The sequence below is a fragment of the Paracandidimonas lactea genome (assembly GCF_021653995.1).
Lineage (GTDB): Bacteria > Pseudomonadota > Gammaproteobacteria > Burkholderiales > Burkholderiaceae_B > Allopusillimonas > Allopusillimonas lactea.
In genome coordinates this window covers 119,479-138,171 of record NZ_JAJJOZ010000010.1, presented here as the reverse complement: position 1 = coordinate 138,171, position 18,693 = coordinate 119,479, and the positions used below count along the sequence as shown (strand labels likewise).

The following is an 18,693-nucleotide window of genomic DNA, read 5'->3' as shown; positions in this document are numbered from 1 at the left end:
AAACGAATTCAATACAATTATCACTGATTATACGTATCTGCAGAGATCCTCACCATGCATGCAAGCAAGTATCACATCAACACGCTAAAAGAAGCACCCGCGGAAGCCGAAGTTGTCAGCCATCAGCTCATGACACGCGCCGGCATGATCCGCAAGGCGGCCGGCGGCATCTATTCGTATATGCCCCTAGGCTTGAGGGTTCTGCACAAGATTGAAGCCGTCGTCCGTCAAGAAATGGACCGCGCTGGCGCCATCGAACTATTGATGCCCATGGTGCAGCCGGCCGAACTCTGGGCCGAATCGGGGCGTTGGGAACAGTACGGCGCCGAACTGCTGCGCCTCAAAGATCGCCATCAGCGCGATTTCATCCTGCAACCTACGTCGGAAGAGCTGATCACGGACATCGCCCGCAACGAAATACACAGCTGGCGGCAGCTGCCCGTCAATTTCTACCATATCCAGACCAAATTCCGCGACGAACGCCGACCACGCTTCGGCCTGATGCGCGGGCGCGAATTCACGATGAAAGACGCGTACTCCTTCGACCGTGACGAAGCCGCAGCCCAAGCCAGCTACGACGCCATGTTCGACGCGTACATGCGCATCTTTACCCGTCTGGGATTGGAATTCCGGGCGGTAGCGGCCGATACCGGCTCTATCGGCGGCTCTCGCAGCCACGAGTTCCAGGTCATTGCCGACACTGGCGAAGACCTGATCGTGTACAACCCCGATTCTCAATATGCCGCCAATATCGAACTGGCCGAGGCGCCCAGCCTGCTGGCCCAGCGCGGTCCCGCCACCGAAGCGCTGTTCAAAACCCCTACGCCCAGCGCGCCCAAGTGCGAGCTTGTGGCCGAACAGCTCGGGCGTCCGCTTGCGGACACCGTGAAATCGGTGGTGCTGGCTACCGACGACCCAGAAAAGCCGGGCGATGCGCAGATCTGGCTGCTGTTGGTGCGCGGCGATCATGAACTGAACGAAATCAAGGTGAGCAAGCTTGCGGGCCTGGACAATGGGTACCGTTTCGCCACAGAAGAAGAAATCGCTGAAACCTTCGGTACCGAGCCGGGCTACCTGGGCCCCATCGATACAGTAAAGCCGGTGCGCATCATTGCCGACCGCACGGTGGCCAACATGAGCAATTTCATTTGCGGCGCCAACGAGAAAGACTTCCACTACACTGGCGTGAACTGGGGCCGCGACCTGCCCGAACCCGAGGTCGCCGACCTGCGCAACGTTGTGGCGGGCGATCCCGATCCACAAGGCGGCACACTGGCGATCCAGCGCGGCATCGAGGTTGGCCATGTATTCTTCCTGGGCGACAAGTATTCGCGCGCCATGAACGCCACCTTCCTGGACACCGACGGTAAGCCCACGCTGATGCAGATGGGTTGCTATGGCATCGGAATAAGCCGCATCGCGGCGGCAGCCATCGAACAGAACCACGATAGCAAGGGCATCATCTGGCCGCGTGCCATTGCGCCCTATGAGGTTGTGATCTGCCCCGTGGGTTGGCACAAAAGTGAAACCGTTCGCAACACAGCCCAAGCAATATATGATGCGCTGACCGCCAAAGGCCTGGATGTCATGCTTGATGACCGCGATACGCGCCCAGGCATTATGTTCGCCGACTGGGAATTGATCGGTGTGCCCCTGCGGATTACCGTGGGTGACCGGGGCCTGAAAGACGGTATCGTCGAGATTCAGTCGCGTCGGCAGGCCGAAGCGGCAAAAGTAGCAATCGACGAGGCTGTCAACGCCGCGCTGGCACAACTGGAAACGCTGTAACTGGTTGCAGGGCGGCCGCTCCGCCCTGCAGTAAGTGTGTGTCACACCACTTAACGAAAGTCATGCCGACAGAAACACCCGATACCTCATTCCGCATCGATATTCGCGTATATTACGAAGACACTGACACCGGGGGCGTGGTTTACTACGCCAACTATCTGAAGTTCTTCGAACGCGCCAGAACAGAATGGCTGCGTAGCCTGGGTGTCAGCCAATCCGAACTTGCCGCCAGGGAACACCGCATATTTGTTGTCAAGGACGTTGATCTACACTACCGCAAGCCGGCAAGGCTCGATGATCTGCTCGCGATCCAAAGCATCATCACGCGGGTTGGCGCCGCCTCGATACGTTTCGAGCAAACCGCCACCCGCGGCGGGGAACTGCTGTGCTCCGGCGGCATCCAAGTGTGCTGCATAGAAGACCGTACCTTTCGGCCGGCACCCTTCTCTTCCGAACTTAGAACCTTACTGGACAAGGCTAAAAACTAACCATGCAACCCACGAGCGACCTCTCGCTGATTTCACTGGTACTTGACGCCAGTGTACCGGTTCAACTGGTGATGCTGATCCTGCTCGCCATCTCGATACTCTCCTGGACATACATTTTCAGCAAATATGCTGCGCTGAAGCGCGCCAATGAACAGACCCGTCGCTTTGAAGACGATTTCTGGGCCGGTGGCGACCTTTCAGTGCTTCAGCAGGCTGTAGCATCCCGGCGAGCCGAGCACGGCGCGCTGGCTCGCATCTTTGACGCCGGCATGACTGAATTCATCAAGGCTCGGCGCGGCGGCGGCAACCACGACGCCATGCTCGACGGCCCCCGCCGCGCCATGCGCGCCGCCTACCAACGCGAAATGGACAGCCTTGAGTCTCACCTGAACTTCCTGGCGTCAGCCGGCTCCGTAAGCCCATACATCGGCCTGCTGGGCACGGTGTGGGGTATCATGCACGCCTTCATGGGGCTGTCGTCCATGCAACAAGCCACGCTCGCCGCTGTGGCGCCCGGCATCGCGGAGGCCCTGGTAGCCACGGCCATCGGTCTGTTCGCCGCCATCCCGGCCGTTGTCGCGTACAACCGTTACACCAATGAAATCGACAGGCTCTCCATCCGCTTTGACAGCTTCGTCGACGAGTTTCTCAACATACTCCAACGTCAGGTGCACTGATGCCATCCGCACGCGGCGGCCTGGGCCGCTCCCGCCGACTCAAGAATGAGATCAACGTCGTTCCTTATATCGACGTCATGCTGGTGTTGTTGGTGATCTTCATGGTCACGGCCCCCATGATCACTCCCGGGCTGATCGAGCTTCCCTCGGTCGGCCGGGCATCGGAAGTGCAGATCAAACCGGTCGAAGTCCAGCTCGACAAAGACGGCCAGATCGCGGTCCGCACCCGTGATGCTGGCGCAGAGTTCCAGTCCATCGACAGTGCAAAGCTGGTCGCCGAGGTACAGGCGCGCTCCACAGCCGACACTCCGGTCGTCATCGCCGCCGACGGCCGTGTTCCTTACGAAACAGTGATGAAGGTCATGGATCAGCTCCGCGGCAGCGGCGTCACGCGCCTCGGCTTGCTAGTGGATCAAACAGCCGGCCCCAACGCCAAGTAATGAAGCTCAAACAGAATCGCAACGTACGCAAGCACATTCGCACGCCAGAGCAGCGCGACGAACGTCGCGCGCTGGGTTTTGCGGTCGGTATTCACGCCGCGCTGATCATCCTCATGCTGGTCGGCATGGTGTCCAGCCCCAAGACGCCAAACCCCGTCCAGATCGAACTCTGGGCGGAGGGCACCACACCCACGGCATCCGAGCCAGAAACCGAACCCGAAGTCGCCGACGAAGCCGCGACGCCGCCACAGCCCGAGCCCGAGCCCGAGCCGCAACCCGAACCGGAGCCACCGCCGCCGCCCCCCCCGCCGCCGCCTCCGCCACCTCCTGAGCCCAAGGCTGCACCCGAGCCGCAGGTCGACCCTGACATCGCCCTGGAAGAAGCCCGCAAGGCACGCGAAAAGAAAGAGGCCGAAGAACGCAAAGCGGCACAGCTCGCCGCCGAACAGAAGGCGCGCGAAGAGGCCGCACTCAAGGCGAAGCAGGAGGCGGAACGCAAGGCCAAGGAAGAGGCGCAGCGCAAGGCCAAGGAAGAAGCCGAACGCAAGGCGAAGCTAGAGGCTGAGCGCAAAGCCAAGGCTGATGCCGAACGCAAAGCCAAGGAAGACGCCGAACGCAAGGCCAAAGAAGAGGCCACCAAGAAAGCTGCAGCCGAAAAAGCGGCCGCCGAGCGCAAAGCCAAGGAAGAGGCCGCCAAGAAGGCCGAGGCCGAAAAGGCGGCCGCCGAGAAAAAGGCCAAGGAAGCCGCAGCCAAAAAAGCTGCTGCCGAGAAGGCCGCAGCTGCCAAGCGTGAAGCATTGCGTGAAGCTATGCGTAGTGACGCCATGGGGGCTGCCGGCATACCCGGCGGCACAGCCGATCGCAACCAGGCTGGTGGCGGCGGCGGCGATGGCGGCTATGCGGCCCAGGTGCGCGCCTGCGTGCGCCCCAACGTGATCTTCAACGTGCCGCCGCGCCGCGGGTCGGCCAACCCGACAGTAAAATACAGCGTGCAACTGAATTCGAACGGTACAGTCAAGAATGTCGACATACGCCGTTCTTCGGGCATCGCCGGCTTCGACAATGCTGTGCGCAAAGGCCTTGAGGCCTGCTCGCCCTTCCCCAAACCGCCGTCAGGCAAGTATCCTTCGGTGATCGAAGGAGACTATCGGATGTACGATTAAGGAGATTCCAGATATGGCAGTTGTCCCATCCACCACCCCAACCCGGGGGCCCAGTTGGCGGGCGTTCACATGTAGCGCGGTCATGGCTGCGGCAACCATGTTTGGTGCCCAGTCCGCGCAGGCGCAATTGCGTGTCGATATCTCCGGCGTGGGCGCCACACAGTACCCCATCGCTATTGCCAACTTCAGCGGCGATGCGCATGGCCAGAGCGTGGCAGAAGTCATCCGCGCCGACCTGACCCGTTCGGGGCAGTTCCGTCTGGTCAACGCCACCGGCGCCAACCTTGACGTCAATAGCTCGATCGCGTTCGACGACTGGCGCAATCGGGGCGCAGATTATCTAGCCTATGGCACCATTACCCAATCGGGCGGTCAATACAACGTCAACTATCGACTCGTTGATTCTGTGGGCCGCCGGCAGCTCGACGGGGTTGCGTTCAGCGGCACCGAAAAAGAATTGCGCCGCATTTCCCACCAGATCGCCGACCGAATCTACGAAAAAATCACCGGAATTCGAGGGGTTTTCTCTACGCGCCTGGCTTACGTGTTGCAAAAAGGCGACACTTACGAGTTACAAATTGCGGACGCCGACGGCCAGAATCCGCAGGTCATGCTGCGCTCTAAACAGTCGATTATTTCGCCCGCCTGGTCGCCTGACGGCAAGCGTCTGGCATACGTAAGCTTCGAACTCAACAAGCCAGTTGTATACGTACAAACCCTTGCTACGGGCCAGCGGGTGCCGCTCGCAAACTTCAAAGGCAATAACAGCGCGCCCGCGTGGGCTCCCAACGGCCAGCAACTGGCTCTGGTGCTGTCTCGCGACGGTATCTCCCAAATCTATACCATTGGCGCCGATGGCAACGGGCTGCGCCGCGTGATGCGCTCACCCCTGATCGATACCGAGCCGTTTTACACCCCCGATGGTGGATCACTTGTCTTTACCAGTGATCGTGGTGGCAACCCCCAGATTTACAAAGTTCCCGTTTCTGGCGGAGACGCCCAACGTATAACCTTCAACGGGAGTTACAATATCTCACCGGCCCTCTCCCCAGATGGTAACAAGCTGGTGTACGTTACAAGAAGAGATGGCGCATTCCGGATCGCACTACAGGAACTCGGCACCGGCTCGGAGCAGTTGCTTACTGCCGGCCCGGACGACGAATCACCCAGTTTTGCACCCAATGGCATGCAGATCCTCTACAGTTCTGTCCAAGGCGGCCGTAGCGTTCTGGCTGTCACGTCAGTAGACGGGCGGGTTCGTCAAACCCTCTCGGCACTGAATGGCAAAGTACGTGAACCGACCTGGGGGCCATTTACCAATTAATTAGTTAACGTGTGACTCTTTCTCAAAGGAACTCAAATGAGCTCGCGCATCGCAAAAACCCTCACCATTGCCGCTTTCGCCGCTTCACTCGCAGCCTGCAGCTCGGTGCCTCTGGATCAATCCGCTAGCGGTGCCGGTACCGGCGCCGGTGCTGGCGGCGCCGCCACCGGCCAGGTGATGGACCCGTTCAATCCTCAAAGCCCCCTGGCGCAACAGCGCTCGGTGTACTTTGAGTTTGACAGCTACACCGTGCCCGAGCAATACCGTAGCCTCGTGGAAATGCATGCTTCTTATCTGTCGGGCCATCCCCAGCAGAAGATCCGCATCGAAGGTAACGCCGACGCCCGTGGCGGCGCCGAGTACAACCTGGCTCTGGGCCAGCGCCGTTCCGACGCGGTTGGCCGCATGATGTCCCTGCTGGGCGTCAACGCCAACCAGATCGAAACCATCAGCTTCGGTAAAGAGCGCCCCCGCGCCCTGGGCAATACCGAAGCGGACTACGCCGAAAACCGCCGTGCGGATGTCGTGTATCAGCGATAATATCCGCTAGTGGGTTACAGTACGCCGTGGCGGCTCCCCGCCGCGGCTTTTTTTTTGACGGGACCAAATATGAGTGCATACCTTCCACCATTACGCGCCGCCGCGCTTGGCCTTGCCATGTCCTTGTCCGCCTTGTATGCATCGCCCGCGCTGGCCCTGGCGGATGACGAAGCACGCCGCGCCATCCTCGAACTGCGCGAACAGGTACGCCAGTTGACCGAGCAAAGCCGCCAGGCCAGGCTGCAGCAAGCCGATCGCATCGAGATGCTGCAGCAAGAAGTTGCCAACCTGCGCGGCCAGATCGAACAGATAAACTGGAAGGTAAAAACACAGCAAGGGGCTGAACAAACAGGCGATACCACGCCGCAGGTGGCAGACCCGCAGGAGCAAGCTGCGTTCGAAGGCCCAATGAGCCTGTTCCGGGCCGGCAAATACGCCGAGGCTGCCGCCAGCTTCAACCAGTTCCTGCAGTCATACCCCGACAGCCAGTTGGCCACGGAGGCGCGTTTTTACCTAGGCAGCAGCCGCTACGCCACAAAAGACTTCAAAGGCTCTATACAAGGCCTGCAAGGCTTGCTGCGCGACACGCCCGACGACCCGCGCGCGCCGGACGCACTGCTGGTTATCGCCGCCAGCCAAGTCGAGCTCAACGACATGAACGGCGCCAAGTCCAGCCTGCAGCGCATCGTCAAAGACTACCCCAACACCGCTGCTGCGGAAACCGCCAAGAGCCGCCTGAAGCTGCTCCAGTAAGGGCGCATGCCCCCCGCAATACCTACGCAACCGAGAACCATGCACCCTGGTGCCACTGCGCAGTTTCCACCGCCGGATCACATCTATTCCCTGGCGGACCACACCGTCCATTATGCCGAAACCGGCCAGGGTATCCCTCTCGTGCTGGTTCATGGCTCGCTGTGCGACTATCGTTATTGGCGGTGGCAGTTTCCCGCGCTTGGGCAGCGCTGGCACGTCGTGGCGCCGAGCCTGCGCGGCTACTGGCCGCAGGCCTTACCGCAACCGGACCCCTTGTTCAGTATTGCCCAGCATGCCGACGATCTCGCCGCATTCATCCGCGCCGCTTTCGGCGGCCAGCCGGTGCATCTGCTGGGGCATTCGCGCGGCGCGCAGGTGGCATTCGAAACGGCGCTGCGGGCACCAGGATCGATACGAAGCCTGATGTTGGCCGATCCGGGCTTTCGCCTCGAGGGTGAGCCTGAAAAGCGGCTCATCCATGGCGAAATGGCCGATCTCATGGCTGCGGGTGATGCCGATGCGGCCCTTGCGGGGTTTGTGGATAACGTGAACGGCCCAGGCACTTGGCGCCAGATGACCGGCTGGTTCAAAGACATGGTGCACGACAATAGTGCCACGCTGCTGTCGCAGGCGCGGGAGTCTCACCCAGCGGTAAGCACCGGCCAGATGCGCAGCCTGCGGTGCCCGTTACTGTTGATCGGCGGTGCCAATAGCGCCCCGCGCTATCAAAGCCGGCTGGATGCGCTGCAGGCAGCCGTGCCGGCCGCGCGGCGCGTAACTATACGGATGGCGGCGCATGGCATGAACCTTGCCAACCCGCGCGCCTTCAATGCCGCCGTTGGCGAGTTCATGGAACAGGTGCAGGCGAGCAAGGTGTAAATTCGCCGCCCGACCGGCGCGACAACGCATACCTCTGCGCAGTAAACCAGTGCTTGCGCGTCAATGCAATGATGGCCTTGCGAAAACAGGCTGCCCGCACGGATAAACCGCCGGCAACCTTACCTAGCCTTGCTAATGGATTTTTGCGTTGGCAGGCCTGATTTCGCACTGGGTGACGGCCTTCTGGCCGTTATCGAAAAGCAATTCAAGATCGACCTTGCTGCCGACCACAGGTGCAGATGGCGCGTGCCCCAGCATGAGATGATAGCCACCAGGTTTGAATTCGAGGGTGCCACCCACATCGACCGAGATCTCATGCGTTTCGGACATGCGGCTCATGCCGCCTTCGTTCGTCGTGCGATGCAGCATAACCATGCCGTAAGCGGGTGAGGCGGCAGCCAATAGCGTGACCGGCTTGTCGCCGTTGTTGCGCAGGCTGAAATAACCGCCCGACGGCGCAGGCGCCGGCAGCGAGCGAATCCAGCAGTCGGATACGACCAGCGTTGTGGACACGCTGGCATTGGCCAGGCGGTCGGCGAAATCGGCCGTAACGCCGTGCATTGCGCCCGCCATGCCGTGGCCCCCTTGCCCTTGCATGCCCATGCCGCCGTGTTGCATTGCCCCCTGCCCTTGCATCGAATGGCCGCCTTGCGCAGCGCCCGCCGCCAGCGGCAGCGATACGGCACCCAGAAACAGCATGCCAGCCAATATGCGAATTCTCATTTGATCCTCACTATCCAGTGCAACCGAGTTTCAGGTGTCCGGATGTCGAATACGCCCACCCCGGAGCCTATCCGCCATGCCGTACCTTGGCGAGTGTACTATGGGGGTTGCCCCATCACTTTGCGCCCCGTCATGGAACCTGCCACCACAACACCAGAGCATCCCGCGGAAAAAGCGCCAGCCATCACGGTGGCCGAATTCGAGCATCTGCTTGAAACCCATCACCCGTTTTCCACCATACTGGATGTGGATATCCTGGAAATCGAGTACGGCACCGCACTATTGCGGCTACCCGATCGCAGTGCGCACCAGCGGCGCGGTGGCATGATTGCAGGGCCAATGCTGATGGGCTTGGCAGACTTGGCGCTTTACGCTGCGGTGGTCGGCACCACCGGCAACCCCGATGCGGTCACCGCCAGCCTGACTATGAATTTTCTGCGCAAGGCACCACCGGGCGGCGTGCTGGCGCGGGCAACCATACTCAAGACGGGCCGGCTGGCGGCGGGCGAGGTACTGCTGACGCCTGCGCTCGGCGGCGAGCCCGTGGCGCAGGCAATCAGCACGTGGGCACTGCCTGGCCGGCGGCCGGCCACCTCCACCGGTTGAACCACCCCTGGGCGGCGCGCTTACGCGCCCTGTTCGCTCAGGCCATTGAAAGCCCTGGCGGTCGGTCGCAGCGTGGGCAGGCTCGCGGCTGAGGCCAAGAAAAAGCAGGGCAATATGCTCACCCTGAAATCCCCCCGCTTGGCTAGACCTTCCACGAGCATCGCCTTTCAGTGCGTGTGCGCCGCTGCGTATGTGCCCGAACGGCCTGTTGAACAGGCGGCGCGGGGGTGGCCGCCCCCATCGTGTTTGCGATTACTTGGCCGTGGGCAGGCTGCCCGCAACGCCTTGGACGTAGTAGTTCATTTTGTTTAGCCCCGCATCGTCCAGCGCGCCGGATTCGAGCACGGCCTTGCCCTTGTTGTCGAGGAGAGGTGCATCAAAGGGCGTCATTTTGCCGTCGATGATCTCCTGCTGCTTTTCCTTCACCAGCTTGACCACGTCTTCGGGCAGCGCCGGGTTGAAGGCCTCTATGGCAGCCATGCCAGACTTCAGGCCGCCCCAGGTCTGATCAGCCTTCCATTTGCCATCGAGAACATCGCGCGCTTCTTTGGTGAAGTAAGGGCCCCAGTGATGGGTCACCGCAGCGAGCTGGGCCTTGGGGCCAAACTTCTGCATGTCGGAGTGGTAGGCGATCGCGTACTTGCCCTTTTCTTCGGCCGCCTGCACCGTGGCGGTGGAGTCGGTGTGATGCGTGACAATATCCGCCCCCTGGCTGAGCAATGCCAGCGCGGCATCGCGCTCCTTGCCCGGGTCGAACCAGCTATTGACCCAGATGACGCGCACTTCGGCCTGCGGGTTGACACTGCGCATGCCGCGTGTAAAAGCGTTGATCCCCTGCAGGACTTCGGGAATCGGATAGGCGCCGACATAGCCCGCGACATTAGACTTGGTCATCTTGCCCGCGATGATGCCGGCCAGATAGCGCGCCTCGTAGAAGCGCGCATTGGTGGTGGCAACGTTGGGCGCCGTCTTGTATCCGGTGGAGTGCACGAACTTCACGTCGGGGAATTGCCGGGCAACTTTGAGCGTGGGGTTCATGAACCCGAACGAGGTCGTGAAAATGAGCTTGTTGCCTTGTTGAGCAAGGTCGCGGATAACGCGCTCGGCATCCGCCCCTTCGGGCACGTTCTCGACGTATTGCGTCTTGACCTTGTCGCCCAGTTCCTTTTCCATGTAGCGGCGGCCAAGGTCCTGCTGCCATGTCCAGCCGGCTTCACCGATTGGGCTCACATACACGAAACCGACTTTGAGCGGCTCTTGGGCATAGGAAACAGACGAGCAGGCCAGGGCCGGTGCCAGCGCCATCCAGCATAATGCCTTGCGTAGCGATTTTGCAGACATGGGTATACCTCAATGATTGGGGTTGAAATTCTTGCCCAGGGACGCGGGCATGTTGAGCCGGATCCAGTTGGCGTTGCGCGAAATCAGCACCAGCACCAGTATAGTGGCCAGATACGGTAGCATAGACAGCAACTGCGAGGCGATCGGCACGCCACGCGCCTGCATGTGAAATGCCAGGATCGTAATGCCGCCAAACAAATAGGCGCCGGCCATCACTCTCAGCGGGCGCCAGGTGGCGAATGTGGTGAGCGCGAGCGCAATCCAGCCGCGCCCCGCAACCATGTTTTCCACCCACATGGGTGTATAGACCAGCGACATGAACGCGCCTGCCAGGCCGCAGCACGCGCCGCCGAAGAGCAGCGCGCACAGGCGGATACGGCGTACGCTGTAGCCCAGCGCATGAGCCGAATCCGGCGACTCGCCCACCGCCCGCAGAATAAGCCCTGCGCGAGTGCGGTTCAGAAACCACGCAATACCGGCGCACAACATCAGCGATACATACACCATGGGGTGATGCTGGAACAGCGCCGGCCCTACGAAGGGAAGATCGCGCACCACGGGAATGCTCCAGGACTGCGCCTGCAGCGTTTCTCCAACATAAGGCAGCCCCAGGTAGGCCGACGCCCCCACGCCGAAGATCGAGAGCGCCAGGCCAGTGGCCACTTGATTTGCGCCGAGCCAGACAGTGAGCCAGGCAAAGAAAGCGGCCATTGCCATGCCGGCCAAGGCACCCGCCACGAAGCCCAATGCCGGGCTGCCCGTCTCCAGGCCCACGGCAAAGCCCGCGACCGCAGCCATCAGCATCATCCCTTCGGAGCCAAGGTTGATGACACCCGACTTCTCGTTCACGAGCAGGCCCAATGCGGCCAGCATCAATGGCGTACCCGCGATCATGGCGGACGCGACAAGCAGCGCAGCGGCGTTCATCGCGATCTCCAGCGCAAACGATTGTGAATCAGCACGTCACAGGCCAGCAGCGCGAACAACAGCAGCCCCTGGAAGATACCCGCAATTGCGCTGGGCATACCCAGCCTGCTTTGCGAGAGCTCGCCCCCGATATACAGCAACGCCATGATGAAGCTGGAGAAGACGACACCCAGCGGATGAAGCCGGCCGACAAACGCTACGATAATGGCAGCGAACCCGTAGCCTGGCGACACTGAAGGCGTGAGCTGACCGATAGGCCCCATCACCTCGCAAGCGCCCGCCAGGCCCGCCAGGCCACCCGACACCAACATGGCTTGCCACAGGGCGCGGCGCGCAGGAAAGCCCGCGTAGCGCGCGGCCAACGGCGCCATGCCACCCACCTGCAGGCGAAACCCCGCAAAGCTGCGCATGAGAAACAGCCATCCCGCCAGAGAGGCCGCTAATGCCAGGAGAATGCCCGGGTGCAGGCGTGTGCCCGGCAGAATCGACGGCAGCAGAAAACCGTCGGAAAACAACCGCGACTGCGGAAACCCGAACCCATCGGGATCCATGAGCACGCCATGCACCAGATAGTTGAGCAGCAATTGCGCCACATAAACCAGCATCAGGGAGACCAGTATCTCGTTGGCATTGAAGCTGTCTCGCAGCCAAGCGGTCATCGCGGCCCAGACCATGCCACCGATCACACCTGCCAGCAAAGCCAGCGTGATCATCCAGAAACCGCCGCGGGCATCGTTGTCCAGTTGCAGAATCAGCGCGCCCGCCGCAATGGCCCCCACCACAAACTGCCCCTCCGCACCGATGTTGAAGACATTGGCGCGAAAACACAATGCCAAGCCGACGGCAATCAATAGCAGCGGCGCCATCTTCACACCGATCTCGGCCCACCCCTGCAGACTGCGCAAAGGCTCGACAAAAAACACAGCTAGGCTCGCAAGCGGATCTTTGCCGACGGCGAAAAACAGCAGTAGCCCGCAGGCGATCGTAATGGCAAGGGCGAATACGGGCGACAACCCAGCCATGAGCGCCGAGGGATGAGCGCGCGGTTCGAGCGTCAACATGCGAACGCCTCCGAGATGGCACCGGGCAGCGCCGGCCACAGGCCGCTCATCCACTGCCCCACCTGATCGGGCGTGGCATGCGTGCGGGGGATGGCGGGCGATACCCTGCCCTTGGCCATCACGATCAGGCGATCGGAAATCTCGAACAATTCGTCAAGTTCCTCGGAGATAACCAACAGCGCGCAACCCTCATCACGCAGTGCCAGCAATTCGGCGCGTATGCGGGCTGCCGCGCTGACATCTACGCCCCAGGTGGGCTGGGCGACCAAAAGCACGCGCGGTCGCCGGATAATCTCGCGGCCGATGATGTATTTTTGCAGATTACCGCCCGACAGGCTTTGCGCCGGCGCGTATGGCCCTGGCGCCCGCACGCCGAAACGATCGATGATCTCGGCGGCCAGACGCCGTACCGCGCCGCGGCGGATCATGCCGTAGCGCACTGTGGCCCTGCCCTGGTGGGAAAGCAATATATTGTGCGCCAGCGAAAGCTCGGGTACTGTGCCGCGGCCCAATCGCTCCTCGGGCACCATGCCTACCCCGTGCTCCCTGCGCCATGCGGCGTCGCGTCGGCCGACAGGAGCTTCACCCAACAAAATAGCGTGGTCGGCCGCTCGCGTGTCTTCGCCCGACAACACCGCAAGCAACTCTTGCTGCCCGTTTCCCGACACACCCGCCACACCGAGAATCTCACCCTCGCGGACGTCAAATGAAATGTCGTCGAGCTCGACCGCATAGGGATGCGCGCGCGGCAGACTCAAGCCCCGCACCGACAAGGCCACCTTGCCGGGCGCCGTATGGCGGTGATGCAGCGCTTGCGGTTCGGCCCCCGTCATCATGCGCGACAAACTGCCCGCGCTTTCGTTGCGCGGATCGCAGACACCCGTTACCTTGCCGCCGCGCATAACTGTACAGGCCTGACATAAGGCGCGGATCTCGTCGAGCTTGTGGCTGATGTACAAGATGCTGCAGCCTTCGGCTGCCAGCTTGCGCAATGTATCGAACAGGCGTTCCACGGCTTGCGGCGTGAGCACTGAGGTGGGTTCGTCCAGAATCAGCAATTGCGGTTTACCCAGCAGCGCGCGAACAATTTCGACACGTTGGCGCTCACCCACTGACAGTGTATGCACATGGCGCCCCGGCTCCAGCCCCAGCCCGTACTGGCTGGCCGTTTGAGCAATGCGCTGCGCGAGTACATCCATGCGCGTGCCAGCAGGCAGGCCCAAGGCGATGTTTTCGGTGACTGTCAACGTATCAAAAAGCGAAAAGTGCTGGAACACCATACCGATGCCGAGGTCGCGCGCCTCAGACGGATTGGCGATGGCGGTTTCGCACCCGTTCCAGAACATGCGGCCCGCATCGGGCCGCACCACGCCGTAGATGATCTTCATGAGCGTGGACTTCCCTGCACCGTTTTCACCCAGTACGGCGTGTATCTCACCCGGCTGGACGATCAGATCCACCGCGTCGTTGGCGACGACGGCCGGATACTGCTTGGTGATCTGTTGCAGCGCGAGACGAGGGCTCATGAGCGAGATATCGTAGCGTTGACGGTTGTGCGCACCGAATCAGCGGTGCAACATCGCTTCTTTGATCTTTTTGTCGGTGTTGTACTGGCTCAGCGCATACACCGCCCAGATTGCCGCCGGCACCCAGCCGATCAGCGTCAATTGAAGAATCAGGCAGACAATGCCGGCGATCGGCCGGCCGATCGTGAAAAATGCCAGCCAAGGCAGCAGGAGCGCAATAATGAGTCTCATGTTTCCCCGGGTGAGTGATGAGTTGACCCGTTCTGTTAAGAAAGACCGCTATTCTAACCGGATGGTGCGAGCCGCACCGATTGTGACCATTCCCAGGGCGCGTGCGTCTGCGCTATTCAGGGCAGCCCCCGCGAAGAAGGCCAGCTCTCGCGGGCTTTACGCTCGCGCTTTATATCGTTTTCCGACTGCCCACCATTGGCACCGTTTTTCTTCGAGCTGCTGGCTTTGTCGCCGTTAGCCTTATCAGCGTTAGCCTTATCAGCATTGGCTTTATCATCACTGGCCTTCGCAGCCTCGCCCTGCTGCGCAGACGTGCCATTTGTACAGCCCGTCGCCTCGTCTGTCCCCACATTCAGCAGCGGCAGCAGCGCCGCCAAGGGCGTGGCAATCACGCCCAGCGCCACAGCGGCCCCCGCCCGAGCCGCCACAGGCCCTTTCTCCACGCCCACATCCGGATTCTGCAGCGTACCGCGCGCATACAGGGGCGAACGCAAGGTAAAGATACGCAGTGTACGGTTGTTAGGCATGATTTTCAGATCGATGCCTTCATCGCGCAAATTGATATCGCCCGTGACATCCACCACCATGTCGTCGGTTTCGAGCCGCATGGTTCGTATCGTGAGCAAGCCGTTCTTTGCCGCAACGTCACCGGCAAAGCAATTCATGGTGATTTGTTCGTCGCCAAACAGCTTGAGCACAATCATATTGGCAACATTAAGACCCGCGGCTTCAAGCAAGAAGTGGCTTATCGTGCCACGGCTGACAAGTGCTTGCAGGTCGCCATCGACGGTGCCCAGCATCTGTGCAATAGACTGCCCGTTGCCGCGCAGGTTGGCGTTGCCATGCAGTTCGCCGAAACTCGCGTTCATGGATTCCGCCCCGGGAAACAAGCGCTTGAGTTTGAGATGCCGCGCCGTTGTCTTGACCGAAGCGTGTATCTCCTTGCCGCTTCCATCGAGCCTGATGGTATTGGCGAGCGTGCCGCCCGCCACGCCAAAATTCAGAGGCTCAAATGACAGCACCTTGTCGCGCAACTCGACACTCGCTTCAATGTTATCCAGCGGCAGGTCTTTTTGCCGCACAATCTTCTCGCCGGTAAAACGCACCGATGCGTCCATGACGCCCCAGGCATCGGTATTGATCTCCGCCGCCGGCAACACTTTGCCTTTGGGCGTGGCAGCGTCCTTGCGCTTGGCGGCTTCCGAAGAGACGCGGCTGGTATCCGCGCCCACCAACGGGCCAAGATCCTGAAAACGCAGCAGCCGGGACCGGACTTCGCCCGACAGCACAGGACGCGGCCCGCCACGCCGGAATTCGAGCGTGCCGCGCAGGTCGCTTTCCCCTACTCGCCCCTGAAAACCCTCATAACGCCACACATCCTGTTTGCCTTCGAGCTGAGCCGTCAGATGGCCCTGGGTGCGGTAAGGGGGGGTCACGGGCAGTGCAACGCCGATGATGGGCAGCAGGTCCGACATGCTGTCGCCGGACAGTTTCAGATCGACATCCAGCGCCGCCAAATCCTGGGGGCGTGTGATCGTTCCGCTGATCACGACCCGTGTCTTGCCTATACTGGCTTCGCCTTGAAGCGGAAAAGGATGCTGCGCGTCGCGCAAAGAAAGGATAGCGCCGATTCTCCCCTCACCCTCGACCATCGCCTTGTTAAAACTCCCCTTGGCCGACCAATGGATGCTGTAGGGGTCGCCTTGCGCGGCATCGGCGGCCAGCGTTGGCGTGTTGGCGGCCACAGCCGCAGTGGCTGCGGCTTTTGGTGGATCGGATGCGCCGGCTTTGACGATGCCACTGGCGGCCGTGTTTGCCATCTCCGCAGCCTCTGGCCGCAGCGTATCCAGAACGACCGTCAGGTCCAACCCGCGGCTGGCATCGACCACCTGCGCCTGCACATCCTCGAGTTGGAGCGACTGCAGATCCACTTTCCAACCCGCGGACTTGGCGGATTCTTCATGTTGCTTGCCAAAGGTCCAGTTACCCGCGCCATCGGCCTGGCGCTGCAGGAACACCTTGGCCGACGCGATGCGCAAGCTTCGGATCTGCGCCACATGCGAGCCCAGCGCGAGCGGATTGAGCGTGCCCGACACGTGCCCTATCTCGGCCATATTGCGCGCATCCGCCGCTTGCGCCATTGACTTCGGCGGCCCGATGACGACGTTTTCGGCAACGATGCGCGGCCACGGCACCCAGGCCCGCCAACCATCAAGGCGGTCATCCGGCGCCACCTCTCGAGGCCAGAGCCAGCGGACGTCCAGATTACCCCGCACTTCCACCTGCCTGTCCGCCAACACAGAGGCCTGGCGATTGAGCCAAGGCCGCGCATGGTTCCAGTCGAACCTTGCGGCAACGGCCACTACCAACATGGCCGACAGCACCAGCGCCAGGCAGACCCACAGAATGATTTTGGCGTAACGCGGCATGCGACCTCCTCAGTCATCCATCAGCCTGGCCTCACGGCGTGGCGGGACACACTTATTCTAGAGGGGTCGCACGATTGAAATGAAACCAACCTTTACTGATTGCAAACCGGCCGACCAGCTTCGTCAAGCCATTTCCGATGCGACCACCGGCTCAAGCATGGTGCCGGTTTGCTGGAAACGACGGTGCCAGGCAAATGCTTGCTCCAGGCAGTGCGGGGTCTGGCCTCCTCGCTGGCATGCCTCACGGTAGTATGTGCGCAAGGCATCACGGTAATCGGGATGCGCACACTGCTCGATGATGCGCACAGCACGCTCGCGCGGGGCCAGGCCGCGCAAATCAGCCAGCCCCCATTCGGTCACCACGATGTCTACATCGTGCTCGGTATGATCAACATGCGGCACCATGGGCACCACGCTGGATATCGCTCCCTGCTTGGCCACTGACTTGGTCACAAAGATAGCAAGATGGGCATTGCGCGCGAAATCGCCCGAGCCGCCGATGCCGTTCATCATGTGGGTGCCATTTACGTGGGTGGAGTTGACGTTGCCATAGATGTCGACCTCCAGTGCGGTATTGATGGCGATGATGCCGAGCCTACGCACGATTTCGGGGAGATTGCTGATTTCTTGCGGCCGCAGCACCAACTTTGAACGATAGCGGTCGAGACCCTCCAGGAACGACCTGCTCATTTTTTCCGACACAGTGATCGACGATGCCGAGGCAAACACGCATTGACCCGAATCGATGAGTTCGAAGGCGCTGTCCTGCAGCACTTCAGAGTACATCGTCAGGTTTTCGAACGACGACTCGACCAGACCATGCAGCACAGCGTTGGCGATCGTACCGATACCCGCCTGCAGCGGCAGCAGCGATGGCGACAGGCGGCCTGCCTTCACCTCTCCCTCCAGAAAGGCCACCACATGCCGGGCAATCGCTTCGGTTTCGCCATCGGGCGGCAGATTGGCCGACGGAGCGTCCTCATGATCAGTCAGCACAATGGCAATGATGCGCTCGGGGTCGACCCGAATTACAGCGTCGCCGATGCGGTCGTCCACGCGCACCAACGGCGTCGGCTCGCGTTCGGGCCGATCGCCCGGTGTGTAAATATCGTGCAGGCCTTCCAGGGTAAGAGGCATGCGCAGATTGAGCTCAATCACGATCTGCTCAGCCTGCTGGGCAAATGTGGCCGAGTTGCCGACAGAGGTGGTCGGCACAATACCGCCATCTTCTGTGATGGCGACCGCCTCGATGACCGCCACATTGATGCGCGGCAGGTTGCCGGTGCGCAGTTGCTCGGCGGTGTCAGATAAATGCTGATCAATGAACATCACCGAACCATCGTTGATGCGGCCGCGCAGCGTGGCATCGCCCTGAAACGGCAGGCGGCGCGCGAGCAGGCCCGACGCAGCCATCAGGCCATCGCTGTCGTTGCCCAGCGAAGCGCCTGTCACCAGGTTCAGCGTCAGGCCATCGGCGCGTGCCCGGTCGGCCAGCGCGGCAGGCATCGCCTTGCAGTCGCCAGCCTTGGTGAAACCGCTCATCCCGACAGTCATGCCACTGCGGAACAAAGCCGCGGCCTCCTGGGCGGGCATAATTTTCCCCATGAGCCGCGGGTCTCGGATACGGTCTTCGTACATGGTGCTCTGCTCTCTGTCTCTTTGCGCCGGGTCGGCCCCGCTTTCTGCTGCCGCGGGATCTCTTCATGACGCGCCGGCCAGCCAGCTGTGAAGAATGTGGGCTGGACCGCCGGCTCGGGTTGATAGGATTTATTTTTCTCAAAGCGTAGCATTCGTTAA

General features: G+C 61.3%; 18 protein-coding genes. 10 read left to right on the top strand and 8 right to left on the bottom strand.

Features of this window, described 5'->3' with window-relative positions:
- Nucleotides 1–54 precede the first annotated feature (54 nt).
- The 9 genes from LOL23_RS16755 (at nucleotide 55) to LOL23_RS16715 (ending at nucleotide 8,052) form a co-directional block, all read left to right on the top strand.
- Nucleotides 55–1,788, top strand: coding sequence for a proline--tRNA ligase (locus LOL23_RS16755; protein WP_237173949.1), 1,734 nt, complete (start codon nucleotides 55–57; stop codon nucleotides 1,786–1,788).
- A 62-nt stretch (nucleotides 1,789–1,850) separates the two neighbouring features.
- Complete coding sequence (gene ybgC, locus LOL23_RS16750) at nucleotides 1,851–2,276, top strand: tol-pal system-associated acyl-CoA thioesterase (protein WP_255772788.1); 426 nt, start codon at nucleotides 1,851–1,853, stop codon at nucleotides 2,274–2,276.
- A 2-nt stretch (nucleotides 2,277–2,278) separates the two neighbouring features.
- Entirely contained in the window at nucleotides 2,279–2,953 is a 675-nt protein-coding gene (gene tolQ, locus LOL23_RS16745) for a protein TolQ (RefSeq protein ID WP_160982143.1), read from the top strand.
- Nucleotides 2,953–3,393, top strand: a complete 441-nt coding sequence (tolR, locus tag LOL23_RS16740; RefSeq protein ID WP_237173948.1) for a protein TolR — start codon at nucleotides 2,953–2,955, stop codon at nucleotides 3,391–3,393. The genes tolQ and tolR overlap by 1 nt, the downstream gene beginning before the upstream one ends.
- Nucleotides 3,393–4,556 (top strand): cell envelope integrity protein TolA, encoded by a 1,164-nt coding sequence (tolA, locus tag LOL23_RS16735; RefSeq protein WP_237173947.1) that lies wholly within the window; start codon nucleotides 3,393–3,395, stop codon nucleotides 4,554–4,556. Before tolR ends, tolA begins: the two co-directional genes overlap by 1 nt.
- Nucleotides 4,557–4,638: 82 nt before the next feature.
- Nucleotides 4,639–5,880, top strand: coding sequence for a Tol-Pal system beta propeller repeat protein TolB (tolB, locus tag LOL23_RS16730; protein ID WP_202411827.1), 1,242 nt, complete (start codon nucleotides 4,639–4,641; stop codon nucleotides 5,878–5,880).
- A 36-nt stretch (nucleotides 5,881–5,916) separates the two neighbouring features.
- A complete protein-coding gene (gene pal / locus LOL23_RS16725; RefSeq protein WP_160982135.1) occupies nucleotides 5,917–6,420 on the top strand; it encodes a peptidoglycan-associated lipoprotein Pal in 504 nt (167 codons plus the stop codon).
- Nucleotides 6,421–6,489: 69 nt separating this feature from the next.
- Nucleotides 6,490–7,173, top strand: a complete 684-nt coding sequence (gene ybgF, locus LOL23_RS16720; RefSeq protein ID WP_160982133.1) for a tol-pal system protein YbgF — start codon at nucleotides 6,490–6,492, stop codon at nucleotides 7,171–7,173.
- Between the two features lie 39 nt (nucleotides 7,174–7,212).
- On the top strand, nucleotides 7,213–8,052 hold the full coding sequence (locus tag LOL23_RS16715; RefSeq protein WP_160982131.1) for an alpha/beta fold hydrolase: 840 nt from the start codon (nucleotides 7,213–7,215) through the stop codon (nucleotides 8,050–8,052).
- A 132-nt stretch (nucleotides 8,053–8,184) separates the two neighbouring features.
- Here LOL23_RS16715 and LOL23_RS16710 read toward each other — a convergent pair whose 3' ends face one another.
- Nucleotides 8,185–8,775, bottom strand: coding sequence for a copper chaperone PCu(A)C (locus LOL23_RS16710; protein ID WP_160982129.1), 591 nt, complete (start codon nucleotides 8,773–8,775; stop codon nucleotides 8,185–8,187).
- Between the two features lie 132 nt (nucleotides 8,776–8,907).
- On the opposite strand from LOL23_RS16710, the gene LOL23_RS16705 reads away from it, so the two are divergent.
- Nucleotides 8,908–9,381 (top strand): PaaI family thioesterase, encoded by a 474-nt coding sequence (locus LOL23_RS16705; RefSeq protein WP_160982127.1) that lies wholly within the window; start codon nucleotides 8,908–8,910, stop codon nucleotides 9,379–9,381.
- A gap of 252 nt (nucleotides 9,382–9,633) precedes the next feature.
- Here the strand turns inward: LOL23_RS16705 and LOL23_RS16700 are convergent, their stop codons facing one another.
- The 7 genes from LOL23_RS16700 to scpC form a co-directional block, all read right to left on the bottom strand.
- Nucleotides 9,634–10,722 carry a BMP family ABC transporter substrate-binding protein gene (locus tag LOL23_RS16700; protein ID WP_160982125.1) on the bottom strand — a complete coding sequence of 363 codons (1,089 nt, stop codon included), beginning with the start codon at nucleotides 10,720–10,722 and terminating at the stop codon, nucleotides 9,634–9,636.
- A 9-nt stretch (nucleotides 10,723–10,731) separates the two neighbouring features.
- Entirely contained in the window at nucleotides 10,732–11,649 is a 918-nt protein-coding gene (locus LOL23_RS16695) for an ABC transporter permease (protein ID WP_160982122.1), read from the bottom strand.
- A complete protein-coding gene (locus LOL23_RS16690; RefSeq protein WP_160982120.1) occupies nucleotides 11,646–12,710 on the bottom strand; it encodes an ABC transporter permease in 1,065 nt (354 codons plus the stop codon). Before LOL23_RS16690 ends, LOL23_RS16695 begins: the two co-directional genes overlap by 4 nt.
- Nucleotides 12,704–14,236: an ABC transporter ATP-binding protein gene (locus LOL23_RS16685; protein WP_160982117.1), complete on the bottom strand. Its 1,533-nt coding sequence runs from the start codon at nucleotides 14,234–14,236 to the stop codon at nucleotides 12,704–12,706. Before LOL23_RS16685 ends, LOL23_RS16690 begins: the two co-directional genes overlap by 7 nt.
- 39 nt (nucleotides 14,237–14,275) lie before the next feature.
- Nucleotides 14,276–14,467, bottom strand: a complete 192-nt coding sequence (locus LOL23_RS16680) for a YqaE/Pmp3 family membrane protein (RefSeq protein ID WP_160982115.1) — start codon at nucleotides 14,465–14,467, stop codon at nucleotides 14,276–14,278.
- A gap of 116 nt (nucleotides 14,468–14,583) precedes the next feature.
- Nucleotides 14,584–16,896, bottom strand: coding sequence for an AsmA family protein (locus LOL23_RS16675; RefSeq protein ID WP_160982113.1), 2,313 nt, complete (start codon nucleotides 16,894–16,896; stop codon nucleotides 14,584–14,586).
- Between the two features lie 123 nt (nucleotides 16,897–17,019).
- Nucleotides 17,020–18,534, bottom strand: coding sequence for a succinyl-CoA:acetate CoA-transferase ScpC (scpC, locus tag LOL23_RS16670; protein ID WP_160982111.1), 1,515 nt, complete (start codon nucleotides 18,532–18,534; stop codon nucleotides 17,020–17,022).
- Nucleotides 18,535–18,693 lie beyond the last annotated feature (159 nt).

What these genes read in the sequence shown, in the direction of transcription:
- LOL23_RS16755 (WP_237173949.1), top strand. Translation starts at nt 55, where the DNA reads ATGCATGCAAGCAAGTATCACATCAACACGCTAAAAGAAGCACCCGCG.
- ybgC (WP_255772788.1), top strand. Translation starts at nt 1,851, where the DNA reads ATGCCGACAGAAACACCCGATACCTCATTCCGCATCGATATTCGCGTA.
- tolQ (WP_160982143.1), top strand. Translation starts at nt 2,279, where the DNA reads ATGCAACCCACGAGCGACCTCTCGCTGATTTCACTGGTACTTGACGCC.
- tolR (WP_237173948.1), top strand. Translation starts at nt 2,953, where the DNA reads ATGCCATCCGCACGCGGCGGCCTGGGCCGCTCCCGCCGACTCAAGAAT.
- tolA (WP_237173947.1), top strand. Translation starts at nt 3,393, where the DNA reads ATGAAGCTCAAACAGAATCGCAACGTACGCAAGCACATTCGCACGCCA.
- tolB (WP_202411827.1), top strand. Translation starts at nt 4,639, where the DNA reads ATGGCTGCGGCAACCATGTTTGGTGCCCAGTCCGCGCAGGCGCAATTG.
- pal (WP_160982135.1), top strand. Translation starts at nt 5,917, where the DNA reads ATGAGCTCGCGCATCGCAAAAACCCTCACCATTGCCGCTTTCGCCGCT.
- ybgF (WP_160982133.1), top strand. Translation starts at nt 6,490, where the DNA reads ATGAGTGCATACCTTCCACCATTACGCGCCGCCGCGCTTGGCCTTGCC.
- LOL23_RS16715 (WP_160982131.1), top strand. Translation starts at nt 7,213, where the DNA reads ATGCACCCTGGTGCCACTGCGCAGTTTCCACCGCCGGATCACATCTAT.
- LOL23_RS16710 (WP_160982129.1), bottom strand. Translation starts at nt 8,775, where the DNA reads ATGAGAATTCGCATATTGGCTGGCATGCTGTTTCTGGGTGCCGTATCG.
- LOL23_RS16705 (WP_160982127.1), top strand. Translation starts at nt 8,908, where the DNA reads ATGGAACCTGCCACCACAACACCAGAGCATCCCGCGGAAAAAGCGCCA.
- LOL23_RS16700 (WP_160982125.1), bottom strand. Translation starts at nt 10,722, where the DNA reads ATGTCTGCAAAATCGCTACGCAAGGCATTATGCTGGATGGCGCTGGCA.
- LOL23_RS16695 (WP_160982122.1), bottom strand. Translation starts at nt 11,649, where the DNA reads ATGAACGCCGCTGCGCTGCTTGTCGCGTCCGCCATGATCGCGGGTACG.
- LOL23_RS16690 (WP_160982120.1), bottom strand. Translation starts at nt 12,710, where the DNA reads ATGTTGACGCTCGAACCGCGCGCTCATCCCTCGGCGCTCATGGCTGGG.
- LOL23_RS16685 (WP_160982117.1), bottom strand. Translation starts at nt 14,236, where the DNA reads ATGAGCCCTCGTCTCGCGCTGCAACAGATCACCAAGCAGTATCCGGCC.
- LOL23_RS16680 (WP_160982115.1), bottom strand. Translation starts at nt 14,467, where the DNA reads ATGAGACTCATTATTGCGCTCCTGCTGCCTTGGCTGGCATTTTTCACG.
- LOL23_RS16675 (WP_160982113.1), bottom strand. Translation starts at nt 16,896, where the DNA reads ATGCCGCGTTACGCCAAAATCATTCTGTGGGTCTGCCTGGCGCTGGTG.
- scpC (WP_160982111.1), bottom strand. Translation starts at nt 18,534, where the DNA reads ATGTACGAAGACCGTATCCGAGACCCGCGGCTCATGGGGAAAATTATG.